The following is a 12,531-nucleotide window of genomic DNA, read 5'->3' on the forward strand; positions in this document are numbered from 1 at the left end:
CCTGTACCCTTTCAGGGTCGGTATTGATGTCACCGAGTATGACGTTCTCTATCCGCTCCTGCTTGATCAGGTCCCTCGCAACCCCCTGACCCATACCTCCCGTTCCTCCCAATACCAGTACCTTCATGCGTCCTCCTTGGGGTCGTGATAACTCTGGCAGCCGCCATATTCTCCGACGGCTTTAATCGTCACTTGCTTATGTCGAAGTCACCTTCCAGAAGCTCCGTGAGCACCCCGTGAAGCTTGTTGGGATGGTGCACGAAAGCATATCGTGTGCCGAAAAGTTCCCGTGGCTTCTTATCGATGAGGTCGACGTTCCTGTCCTTCAACTCTCCCATCGCCTTCGTGAGGTCATCGACCTTGTAGGATATGAGGAAAACACCCTCTCCCCTCCTATCGATGAATTTTGCAACATCCCCGTCCGGGGACGTTGATTCCATGAACTCCACCGCAACTTCGCCTATATAATACCGCGATACCTTGATCTTCTCCGAATCCGCGGTGTATTCGCATGACGGGATCAACCCGAAATCATCCCGGTATACCCTCTTGGTCTCCTCGAGGTCCTTGACGGCAAAACAGATATGGTCGATCTTTTCAATCTTCATGCCACCCCCCCCCTAAGTGTCCTTTTGCGCTTTTTCCTTCAGAGCTTTCAGAATTTTTTCCGGCGTGATGGGAAGATCCTTGATTCTGACCCCGACTGCATCGTAGATAGCGTTGGCGATTGCCGGAGCCGTGGGAACGAGCCCCGGCTCACCGATACCTTTCGCTCCGAAGGGACCATCATGTTCATCGGATTCCACTATGACGGCCTGTACCGGCGGCACGTCACGAACCGTCGGTATCTTGTAGTCAAGAAAATTGCCGTTCTTAAGATGGCCCCCGGCGAAGATCATTCTCTCGCCGAGCGTATACCCGATCCCTTGAAGCCCTCCTCCGTAGATCTGGCCTTCCAGCAGCATGGGGTTGATCGCCTTGCCGACATCGTGCGCCGCGATGTAGTTGAGGATCTTCACCTGCCCCGTCTGTCTGTCCACCTCAACCTCCACGCCATGGGCGCCGTAGGCATACGCCACGGAAAGGTTGCCCCTGAAGGTCTGGTCGAAGTTCTCGTTGGGAGGATCGTAGAAATGCTCCGCCACGAGCATCCTGCCCCCCAGTGCGTAGTGCGCCTTGCGCAGCACCTTGCCGAGGGGAATGCTCTTTTCCGTATCCTTCGTCGAAAAGATCACTCCGTCCTTCATCTCCAATGCTTCCGGCACCTCGCCGAGGTTCTTCGCCGCGATCTCCATGATCTGGGCCCTGATTTTATTGGCGGCGCCGAGGGCCGAATTTCCGGCGACGAAAGTGGTCCTGCTCGCATGGACCCCGACATCCCATGGACAAACATCGGTATCGTTATTAATGACGTTGATATCGTCCATGCTCACTCCGAGCACCTCGGCCACTATCTGGGCGATGACGGTATCGGAGCCCTGTCCGATCTCGGAGGACCCCGTTATGACATCGACCTTGCCGTTGTCGTCGACCTTGATGATGGTCCCGCACCCATCGGACTTGTACACCCTGGCGGCGCCTCCCACATGGATAAGGGATGCCATGCCGACTCCCCTGTCGCCGCCTTTTCCTCTCTTGCCCTTCCAGTCGAGCCTTTTATTGACCTCCTCTATACACTCTTTCATCCCGCAGGACGTGATCCTGAAGTTCTGAGGGGTTACCTCGCCCGGCTCATTCGCGTTGATCCTGCGGATCTCTAGAGGGTCTATGCCCGCCTTCAGCGCCAGCTGGTCAAGACAGGACTCTATGGCAAAGGTTGCCTGCGGGTTCCCGTATCCCCTGAATGCCTGACTGTAGGTATTGTTCGTATAGACGCATTTTGCAGTGTACTTGATGTTGGGGACCTTGTAGAGCGACGAAATGGGTACCATCATGACGGAAGGTGTCGTCGCCCCCCAGGACGTATAGGCGCCGTTGTCGAGGACCATCTCCATCTCCCTGAAGGTCAGCCGGCCATCCCTGTCGCAACCCTGGGATATCTTCGTGATCGTGCACTGCCGGGGAGAGGTGGCGAAGAACTCTTCCTCCCGCGAGAAAACGATCTTCACGGGCTTTCTCGTCCTGAGAGCAAGAAGGATGGCGATATACTCATACGCGTAGGTGTCGAGCTTGCTTCCGAAACCGCCGCCGATCACGGCCTGTATGATCCTTACCCGCCGGTTCCTGAGACCGAATGCCTTCAAGGCCTCCAGATAATCGTTCTGGGCGAGCGAAGGTATCTGAGTGTTGCTGTGCATGGTCAGATTATTGCTCACGTCGAAGGATGCTATGCACCCGCTCGTGCCAAGACAACAGTGTGTTACCCACTGGGTGCTGAAACTGTCCTCGGCGATAAAGGCCGACTCCTTCTTTGCGGCCTCCACGTCACCGTGTACGAATTTCCACGGCATCTTAAGCACGTTGGACTTGAATTCCTCATGGACAAGAGCCGATCCTTCCTTCATGGCCTCCAGCGGGTCGAAGATGCCCGGCAACTCCTCATATTCTACTTCGATGAGGTCCAGGGCCTCTTCAGCGATCTCGGGACTTATGGCGGCCACGGCCGCGATCTCGTCCCTCGTCGACAAAACCTTGCCTGACTTGAGGGGAGGATTGTCCTTCAGGAATCCAAACTTGAAATTACCCGGAACATCGGCGCCCGTAAGCACCGCCTTTACCCCCGGAAGTGCCAGCGCCTTTGTTGTATCCATCTTCACTATCCTTGCGTGGGGATGCCTGCTGTAAAGGATCTTGCCATAGAGCATACCCGGTACCTTCAGGTCCTGTATATAAACGGCTTCTCCCGTGGCCTTGAGAGGAGCGTCCTTCTTGGGTACCCTTTGTCCAACAAATTTCAGGCCGTCCATGGTCACCTCCCATCCGCAACGGACTTTATGGCATCAATGATCTTGACATAGCCGGTGCATCTGCAGAGATTACCCTCGATACTTTCTTTGATATCCTCTTCCGTCGGCTCTCCCTTCTCATCGAGAAGCGCCTTCGAGGACATTATCATCCCGGGGATACAAAACCCGCACTGCACTGCGCCTTCATCAACAAAGGCCTTCTGGAGAGGATGGAGTTCGCCGTCTCTGGTCATGAGGCCTTCTATGGTCGCTATCGTTCTGCCCTCTGCCTCCATGACCGGATAGAGGCACGAGTTGACCGCCTTGCCGTCGATGATGACGGTACAGGCCCCGCACTCTCCGTAGCCACACCCTTCCTTCGTCCCTGTCATCTCGAGGACCTCCCGGAGCAGGTACAGGAGCGTCCATTTAGGGTCTGCTTCAACGACTATCTTTTCATTGTTCAATGTGAAGGTGATCTCTTTTCTCATAATATGCCCCCTTACCAGAGCCGTTCTGGCCATATCGTGTCATCGGGCCTGATGACACGATCGACTGCCCTGAGAATGGCACGCTCCGTCAGGACCTTCACCATGTCCCGGCGGTACCATGCCTCGCCGCGTATGCTGTCCCTGGGCTGTGCTTCCGATGCGGCTATCTCGCCGATCTCCTTGAAGAGATCTTCCGAAATGACCTTGCCTTTGAGTGCCTCTTCAGCTCTCTTCGCCCTCATCGGCCTCGGGGCAACAACCCCCATGGCTATCCGCACGTCCTCACAGACAAGCCCTTCGTCCTCGAATCGCTTCAGGACATTGGAGATGCTGTCGATGGTGCACAAGGCGTCCCTGCAGCCCACCTCATTGCCGTCTATCCTGATGGTCACCCGCACGGCCACTCCCAGCATGGGCAGGTCCATCGCCTGGCGCCTGGTATGTTTGATGTAGGCCGAGCCGGTCTTCTCGCCAAAGAAAGGTATGGCAAAGCCCTTTAAGATCTCCCCCCTGTCAAGGGACACCTTGTTCGGCCCAAGAAAAAACTCGTCAAGGGGCAGCGTTCGTTCTCCCTCTCTTCCCGCTATGATCACCTTCGCGTCAAGGACAAGGAGCGGGCAGGCCGTATCCGCAGACGGCGCCGCATTGCAGATGTTGCCCCCCACTGTGGCGACGTTGCGGATCTGCAGGGAACCCACCTTCTTCGCAGCGTCGGTGAGCGCACTGTAGTTTCTTTGAATATGGGCGTTCTTCGCGATCGCATTGTGTGTGACGGCGCATCCTATATTCAAACCGCCTTCGGTGTTCACATAGGCGAGATCGCCTATGTTCCGCAAGGAAATGAGACACCCCGGGGCAAGTTTCTTCTGCCGGATGAGCACCATCACGTCCGTACCTCCGGCGATGTAGACACCCTTGCCGCCGGATCCCTCCATCAAGGCCATGGCCTCATCGATGGTCGCGGGCCTGTAATACTCGTAGCTCCCCATAACCCCCTCCTTATTTTAACCCTGGAACGAAGCGTTCTCTTTATGAATCCCGGTTGTCATAAACCCTTTTTGTCTTGCGCTCGGACCGTGGAAGGGACCCGTAATCCTCCACCTCCACATCGCAGCTCACAAGCACCTGCTTCTTGACCTCTTTTTCTATGGTCTTCCTGATGTGCTTGTCGGCGTCATGGGATTTTTCCATCCCCTGGGCCCTCTCCACCTTAATGGTCATGTGGTCCTTGCCGCCCTTGTCCTTCCTGTAGAGCAGGATCTGGTATTCGCTGCCAACATCCTTGACGTTGGACAGTATCTGATCGATATGGCTGGGATAGATATTCACCGCCCTGAAGATGAACATGTCGTCGCTGCGCCCCAGTATCCTGTCGTGGCGCGGCATGAGACTCCCGCAGGGACATCTCCCCGGCATGATCCTCGTCAAGTCCCTCGTGCGATAGCGGATGAGGGGAGCCCCCTCCTTGCGAAGCGTGGTCACCACCATCTCGCCCACCTCGCCCTCGGGTACGGGCTTGAGCGTTTCAGGATCCAATATCTCCAGTATGTAATAATCGGCCCAGTAGTGGATGCCTGTATGGTAGCGGCAATCGAGACCCGTCCCGGGACCGTAGAGTTCCGTCATACCAGGGATATCGAATAGCTGGTCGTAGGCAACCCCGGAAAGCTCCGATATCCTCATGCGCATGGCATCGCTTGCCCGCTCGGAACCGAAGATCATTTTTCTCAAGGGGATCTTTCCCTTCAGACCCCTTTCCTCGATGAGTTCCGCCATGAGAAGGCCCATGGAAGCGGTGCACGTCATGGCCGTTGTCCCGAAGTCCTGCAGGAACTGGCACTGCATGTCCGTGTTTCCGGGACCGATGGGTATCGACATCGCCCCGAAACGCTCGCATCCATTCTGGAAACCCCACCCCGCCGTCCAGACGCCATATCCCACGGCTATCTGGATCCTGTCCTCGGGCGTGCAGTCTGCGTATGAGTAACACCGGGCGAACATATTGGCCCAGTCGTCGATGTCCTTCGCGGTGTAACAAAGCACTTTTCGCTTCCCCGTCGTTCCGCTCGACGCATGTATGCGGACGACCTTGTCAAAGGGGACGCTCCTCAAAGGGAAGGGGTATCCTTCCTGAAGGTCTTTGCTCGTTGAAAAGGGCAGTTTGTGAATATCCCCAAGGGACTTGATATCGTCCGGTCTTACCCCTGCCTCGTCAAGTGTCCTCCGGTAATGTGTAGAACCGTTGTATGCATGTTCGACGGTCCATTTAAGTCCGTCGAGTTGGAGAACTTTCAGCTCCTTTTCAGATCTCACTTTTGAATCGAATGGCCGCTCCATGTTCACTGTCCTCCTCTTGCCCGTGATATGCCGGCGCGCGGCATGTCGTTCTTCACTGTCTCAGCTTCCTTGTCTCTTCCTGATCGATCTCGAGGGTCTTCGGATCGACCGCCACTTTGTAGTTCGATCTTGCACTGTCAAGACTTACATATCCCTCAAGGACGTCTCTCAGAACCATCTCGGGGTCGCGGTCGATGGAATTGCCGTAGCCGCCGCCTCCCGGAGCGTCTATGATAACCACGTCGCCTGGCTTGAGTTGTGTCAACCCATAGGAATTACCCGGCACGCCGTTTACAAGGAACTGCGCCCTGGCTCCGGGTTTGCCCCCGAAAAGACCTTCCGCGGGATATGTATAGCGGCCCGCCTGGATGCCCAGGTTGACCGGTGGGATCGGAGCATATTCATCATCGGGCACCCTGAACACCTCCCGTTTTCCAAGACCGCCCTTCATCTTGCCGATGCCGCCGGAATCGGGGAGGATCTCCCTCCTCTCCACGATAAGCGGTGTATCGCTCTCGAAGATCTCCACCGGAGTATTTGCACCGTTGGCAGGAAAAATATAAACGTAGTTACCGTCATTGCCCGCTCCCGCACCCATGCCGCCGCCCCTTATGATAACGCTGTGCCACGGTCTTGCGTCCTTTCTCTTCCCGTAAAAAACATTCATCGCCGCCGGTGTGCCGCCCGACGCGGCTATCACCTTGTCGGGCAGGACGTTCGACAGGGCGCGGTAGATGACCTCCGTGAGGAAATGGCCCACCCCCATGCGCGCCGCCACGGCCGCCGGGAACTTGCAGTTGATCACGGTACCCTCGGGAGCGGTCAGAGCGATCGGCCTCGCACACCCGTCGTTGTTGGGGATGTCTGGGGCAAACATGCTCTTTATCGCCATGAATACATAGGCATAGGTAAAATTGTAGACCACGTTGCCGCCCCAGTTGACCTGCCCCGATGAACCTTCGAGGTCGACGATGATATCACTTCCCTTTATCTCCACCTTCGCCTCGATGATGATATCGTCGTTCCCCTTCATCTGTTCGATGATGCCCTGCGTACTGTACACTCCGTCGGGGATCTTTTCTATCTCCTCCCTCATGCTCTTCTCGGTGATTCCGATGATCTGGTCGGCGAGGTCCTCGAGGTCCTCGAGATCGCTCTCCTTGAGCATCTGGCATATCTTTTCGCCGCATACATGGTTCGCCGCTATCTGCGAGCGGATATCACCGATCACCTCATCCGGCGTCCTCACGTTCCAGCGGATCAGGTCAAGAACGGACTCGTTGAGCACGCCCTTGTCGTAGAGCTTGACGAGGGGGATGAAAAGCCCCTCCTCAAAGACATCATGGTTATCGGACGCAACTCTTCCGCCGATGTCGGAATGATGGAAAACGCAGGCGGTAAAGGCCACCAGCCGGTCCTTGTAGAATATGGGGCTCATCACGCACACATCGTTGAGATGCCCGGCGAGGGCCCAGGGATCGTTGGTGATAAAAGCATCTCCGGAATTATAATAGTCGAGGGGATATTTGTTGACAAGGTTTTTTATGCCAAGGGCCATCGCTCCCGACTGCCCCGGCGTAGCAAACGAACCTTGCGCAAGTTCCCGGCCGAAGCGGTCCGTGAACATGCAGGTGTAGTCATGTGCGTCCCGAAGAAGACTTGAAAAAGCGGTTCGGGCGACGCTGCCGTCCGCTTCATCAACGATGGAAATAAGCCTTCTCCACAGGATCTCCAGTGTTATCGGATCAAACGTGCGCGCCATCAGCGTACCTCCTTCAGATCGACCCAGAGGAACCCGAAATCGTCGACGGACACATGGGCGCCTTCACCCACGATGAGTGTCGATTCCTTTTCTTCGATGATCGCGGGACCGGGAAACTGTGCCGACGGGAAAAGACTGTAGCGGTCATAGACCGTAAAGGGTATGAAATCCTTCGATATCGGCGAATATGCAAGCCGCTGTCCCTTGACAGCCATATCCATGGTGCGGCCCTTCCCGTCCAGTTTTGGCAATTGCAGGAGCTTCTCGGGAAGGCTGGCCCTGACCTTGAAGTTGATGAACTCCACTTCAGAGTCCGGGTATGTCCTTCCGTAGAGCTTCTCGTAAGCGTCGTCAAAAAGTTTCCGCACCTGCGCCCTCGTCACCGCGGCAAAGTTGCCGTCGGGCACGGAAATGTTCATCTCCGAGCCCTGGCCGACGAAACGCATGTCCAGGGACCTGTCGAAGCGGATCGTGTCCCCGGTGGCCTCTTTTCTCAGTATGTTCCCGGCGTCCCTTTCGAGTCCCCTGAAGATCTCCTCCATATCGGCGAAAGACACGTCTGCGAGGGACACCTTGTGGCTTCTCAGGAGGTCAAAGGCCCGCGGAGCCGTAAAGAAACCCATCGCCGACCCGACACCCGCATTGGGGGGAATGAGCATTCGGGGCGCCCCCAGTTTCTTCGCAAGGCCGTAGGCATGGACCGGTCCGGCCCCGCCGAAGGCGGAGATCGTGACGATCTTTGGGTTGCCTCCTTTTTCCGCTATGTGCGTCTTTGCGGCGGCCGCCATCGTTTCGTTGATAAGATCGTGGATTCCCCAGACGGCCTGGATGAAGGAAACGCCAAGCGGTTTCGCTATCTTCTCCTCGACCCCGCGGCGCGCGCCCTCCTTGTCGAGTTTCATCGTCCCGCCGAGAAAGTAGTTCTCGTCAAGATAACCCAGAAGGAGGTCTGCATCGGTTACACAGGGGTCCTGGCCTCCCCGGCCGTAGCAGATGGGCCCGGGGTCCGCGCCCGAGCTCTCCGGCCCCACATGGAGTGTTCCAAGCTTGCTCACCTTCGCTATGCTGCCCCCTCCGGCGCCTATCTCCATGAGATCGACGACGGGGACCTGGATGGTAAGCCCGCTCCCCTTCATGAACCTCTGGACCCGACCGACTTCGAAGGTTGGCACCACACCGGCAACACCTTTCTGGATAAGACACGACTTGGCGGTCGTACCGCCCATGTCAAAGCAGAACATCTCGGGAATGTTGAAATGTTTCCCGTAATACTGCCCCGCTATGACGGCGGCGGTCGGCCCCGATTCGATGATGCGCACGGGGAATTCGGCGGCGGTTTCGACGGAGGTGACCCCTCCGCTCGATAGCATTATGAAGAGCTTGCCTGTAAAACCTATGGACCGGAGCCGTCCCGAAAGTTTGGATAGGTATCGCCCGGTGAGAGGCTTTACGTAAGCGTTCGTCACTGTGGTGCTCGTTCTTTCATACTCCTTTATCTGAGGGAGGACATGATAGGAGATCGACGTTGAAACCCCCGGCGCCTCCTTGTGGATGATGTCCTCGATCATCCGTTCGTGAGCCGGGTTCTCGAAGGAATTGAGAAGACATACGGCAATGGATTCGACACCCATTTCAACAAGCGCCCGCACCGTCCTTCGGGCATCTTCGGGATCCAGCGCCTTCAGGACGGTCCCGTCGCTTCGTATTCTTTCATCCACCTCTATGCGGAATCTCCTCGGAATGAGCGGTTGAGGAAACTCCGAGAATATATCATAGGGGGCGTAGCGGATCTCCCGGCCGATCTCCAGTATGTCCCTGAAGCCTTTCGTGGTGATAAGGCCCGTTCTCGCTCCCTTCCTCTCGATTATGGAATTGATGACCAGCGTCGTCCCGTGTATCAGTTCGTCCAGTTTCCCCATGAAACCCGGAGTCGTCTTCTCGAGCCCCCGTATCCCCTCCTCCACGGCATCCGATGGGTCCCGGGGCGTCGTCAGGCACTTCCCCGTCTTTATCTCTCCCGTTTGGTCATCGAGCAGGACAAAATCAGTGAACGTGCCCCCGATATCGCAACCCAGCCGGTAATACCTGTCTTGCATGTGTTCCCCCTTTTTAAAGACCTTTCCAGCAGCCTGAACCGCTCGAACTGTTTGAACGCCGGATGCGGCATATTTGGGCGTCCGAACCGCCGTGAACGGTCCGGACAACCCACGCCACAACCCCCCTTGCCCTAAAAAAGCGCCGGCTCCTGGAACTCCCCGAAGACATCCCTGAAGACCCTGGCCATCTCACCCACCGTCGCATAGGCTTTGCACGACTCCACGAGATAGGGCATCACGTTCTTTCCAGCTCTTGTTGCCGTCTCAAGTTCCTTGAGTGTCCGCTGCACTTCCCGATCATTCCGCTCCCGACGGAGCTGCTTGAGGGCCGCCACCTGTTTTTCGGCGGATTCCCCGGTGTACTCATGGAGCTCCACGTCCATGGGCTCGCCTTCGGTGTGAATGTTAAGTCCCACCTTTTTCAGCTCGCCCGACTGCAGGCCCTTCTCATACTCATAGGCCTGCCGGGAGACAAGGCGCTGCACATATCCTGTGGCAACGGCCCGTACAATGCCGCCGACCTTTTCGACCTTCTCCATCTCCTCTTCTATCTTCGCTTCCATCTCCTTCGTGATGGTCTCGATGAAATAACTGCCCGCGAGGGGGTCGACAGTATCCCGAAGCCCTATCTCATCCATGAGAAGCTGCAGGGTGCGAAGGGACAGGATCGCCGAGTGGGGCGTGGGGATCGTGTATGCCTCATCGTAACTGCAAAGGGCGATGGTCTGGGCTCCGGCAAGTGCGGCGGAAAGCGCGTAATAGGCGCCGCGCATGATATTGTTTTCGGGCTGCGCCTTGGTGAGACCGTAACCCCCGCCGCCGAAGAGACCGCGCAGGTACATGTTCGAATCCTTCTTGACCCCGTATTTCTCCTTGAGGTTCCTGGCCCAGAGCTTCCTCGCCGCCCTGAACTTCGCAACCTGCTCCCAGATGTTGCCGAAAACGTTCAGGTTGAAGGAGAAGTGGCCGACGAAATCATCGACGTCATATCCGCGCTTCAAGACGTTATCTATATAGGCGTTGGCGATGAGGATGGCGTAGCCTATCTCCTGGGCGGGTGTGGCCCCCGACTCGCGGATATGATAGCCGCATATGCTCACAGGGTTGGTCCGGGGCAGAACGTTCATGGAGTACTCGATGGTGTCTCCTATGAGGCTCACGGCCGGCTCAACAGGGAAGATCCAGGAGCCTCTTCCGATCATCTCCTTCAAGATGTCGTTCTGCGGCGTCGCCGATATCCTTTTGGGGTCGAATCCGTATTTCTCCGCCACCGCCTGGTACATGGCAAGCATGATGGAGGCGACGGCATTGATCGTCAGGCCGGAGCCGATCTTTTCGAGGTTTATGTCCTTGAAGGCTATCTCAAAATCCCTGAGAGAATCGATGGCCATGCCAACTCTGCCCACTTCACCCTCGGCCATGGGGTCGTCGGAGTCGTAGCCCATCTGCGTGGGGAGGTCGAAGGCGACGTTGAGCCCCGTTTGACCGTGGGATATCATGAGCTTGAAACGCTCGTTCGATTCCTCAGGCGTGCCAAAACCGGTATACTGCCGCGTCGTCCATGCCCTGCTCCGGAAACCCTCGGCGTGAATGCCGCGGGTGAAGGGGTACTGCCCCGGCGCGGCAAGATCCTTCTCGTAGGAAAAACCCACCTGTTCCAGGTCTTCGGGGCCGTAGCACGCCTTGACATGGATACCCGACTGCAGGGTCACATCGGTGATCCTGTCCTTTTCATCCTTTGTGTATTTCGCTACTCCCATTGCGCGCCTCCTCAGGACTTCTTAGCGTTGTCATTGATGAAACTGGTGATCTCCGAGAACGGTGTCCCCCCGGGGAAGACTCCCTTGACCCCCAGTTCCTTGAGCCTGAGGACATCCCTCACCGGTATGACCCCGCCGACGACGACCATCTTGTCGTCTATGCCCTCTTCGCGGGCCTTCTTCACCAGCCTTTCGGTTATGGGAATATGTGCGCCGCTCATGATAGACAACCCGATGACATCCACATCCTCCTGGATCGCTATCCTGACGATCTGATCCACCGTCCGGTGAAGTCCGGTGTATATCACTTCCATACCCGCTTCCTTGAGGGCGTGGGCGACCACTTTCGCCCCGCGGTCATGTCCGTCCAGTCCGGGCTTCGCAACTAAGATCTTGATGGGCCTCGTGTCCAATAGTGCCTCCTTCCTTGTTTCATCTGTACTTCCGCCCGCTACAGCGTTTTACCTGCGTCGAGTTCCTGAATGATGATGTCCATGCCTCGCAAGATGTGTTTCTTGACCAGTTCCTCGACCCTCTTCTTGTCCTTCTTGCGCATGGCTTTGACCATGTCCTCATGGTCCCGCAGGGAGACCTTTGCGTAATGTTCACAGCCAAGAAGGGGCCGTCGGTAACGATGAATGGCATCCCTGAAACTGTTTATCAGGGAATAGAGTTTGCCGCTTCCCGCGGCCTCGTATATGATCTCATGGAACTGGGTGTTAAGCTGCATGAGCCTGTCCGTGTTGTTGCCTTTTCTTTCGAAGACCTTCTTGTAGGCGCCTATGCTGTCCTCAAGCTTCTTCAATATCGCATCGGTGATGTGTTCCGTGGCGAGATAGGCGGCATAGCTTTCGAGAAGGGCCCTGATGCCGAGGGTCTCCTCGATCTCCTCACGGGTGAGACCTTTCACCATGAAACCGCGGCCCCCGCTCTTTTCCACAAGGCCTTCCTGCTCCAGCTTCTTTACCGCCTCCCGTACGGGAACCCGGCTCACTTCCATCTGCGCTGAAAGCTGGTTCTCGATGAGCCGCTGCCCCGGAGGGATATCACCCTTGACGATCGCCTGCTTCAGGTAATCGTAGGCCACGTCCCCCATGGAACGAGGTTTACCCAGAGCCCGTATCCCTTTGAGCGGGCTTGTCCTTGACGTTGTCTTTTTCGAAGCTCCCGTCATTTCAGCTCCATTCAGTCCGTCCCCGC

General features: G+C 56.6%; 10 protein-coding genes. All 10 read right to left on the reverse strand.

The genetic code is table 11. From position 1 onward, the window contains the following. Positions 1–188: 188 nt before the first annotated feature. Positions 189–608 carry a VOC family protein gene (locus PHC90_08980; GenBank protein MDD3846481.1) on the reverse strand — a complete coding sequence of 140 codons (420 nt, stop codon included), beginning with the start codon at positions 606–608 and terminating at the stop codon, positions 189–191. A gap of 12 nt (positions 609–620) precedes the next feature. Beyond that, a complete protein-coding gene (locus PHC90_08985; protein MDD3846482.1) occupies positions 621–2,906 on the reverse strand; it encodes a xanthine dehydrogenase family protein molybdopterin-binding subunit in 2,286 nt (761 codons plus the stop codon). 2 nt (positions 2,907–2,908) lie between these two features. Continuing rightward, complete coding sequence (locus tag PHC90_08990; GenBank protein MDD3846483.1) at positions 2,909–3,376, reverse strand: (2Fe-2S)-binding protein; 468 nt, start codon at positions 3,374–3,376, stop codon at positions 2,909–2,911. 11 nt (positions 3,377–3,387) lie between these two features. Beyond that, entirely contained in the window at positions 3,388–4,365 is a 978-nt protein-coding gene (locus PHC90_08995) for a xanthine dehydrogenase family protein subunit M (GenBank protein MDD3846484.1), read from the reverse strand. Between the two features lie 40 nt (positions 4,366–4,405). Beyond that, the gene (locus PHC90_09000) at positions 4,406–5,713 is read right to left on the reverse strand and encodes a phenylacetate--CoA ligase (protein MDD3846485.1); all 1,308 of its coding nucleotides are present in this window, start codon (positions 5,711–5,713) and stop codon (positions 4,406–4,408) included. 52 nt (positions 5,714–5,765) lie between these two features. Further along, a complete protein-coding gene (locus tag PHC90_09005) occupies positions 5,766–7,475 on the reverse strand; it encodes a hydantoinase B/oxoprolinase family protein (GenBank protein MDD3846486.1) in 1,710 nt (569 codons plus the stop codon). Continuing rightward, the gene (locus PHC90_09010) at positions 7,475–9,571 is read right to left on the reverse strand and encodes a hydantoinase/oxoprolinase family protein (protein ID MDD3846487.1); all 2,097 of its coding nucleotides are present in this window, start codon (positions 9,569–9,571) and stop codon (positions 7,475–7,477) included. The genes PHC90_09005 and PHC90_09010 overlap by 1 nt, the downstream gene beginning before the upstream one ends. A gap of 131 nt (positions 9,572–9,702) precedes the next feature. Further along, a complete protein-coding gene (locus PHC90_09015) occupies positions 9,703–11,331 on the reverse strand; it encodes a methylmalonyl-CoA mutase family protein (protein MDD3846488.1) in 1,629 nt (542 codons plus the stop codon). Between the two features lie 11 nt (positions 11,332–11,342). Further along, complete coding sequence (locus PHC90_09020) at positions 11,343–11,744, reverse strand: cobalamin B12-binding domain-containing protein (protein MDD3846489.1); 402 nt, start codon at positions 11,742–11,744, stop codon at positions 11,343–11,345. Between the two features lie 38 nt (positions 11,745–11,782). Further along, positions 11,783–12,505, reverse strand: coding sequence for a GntR family transcriptional regulator (locus tag PHC90_09025; GenBank protein MDD3846490.1), 723 nt, complete (start codon positions 12,503–12,505; stop codon positions 11,783–11,785). Between the last annotated feature and the right edge of the window lie 26 nt (positions 12,506–12,531).

It is taken from the genome of Syntrophorhabdaceae bacterium, assembly GCA_028698615.1.
Lineage (GTDB): Bacteria > Desulfobacterota > Syntrophorhabdia > Syntrophorhabdales > Syntrophorhabdaceae > Delta-02.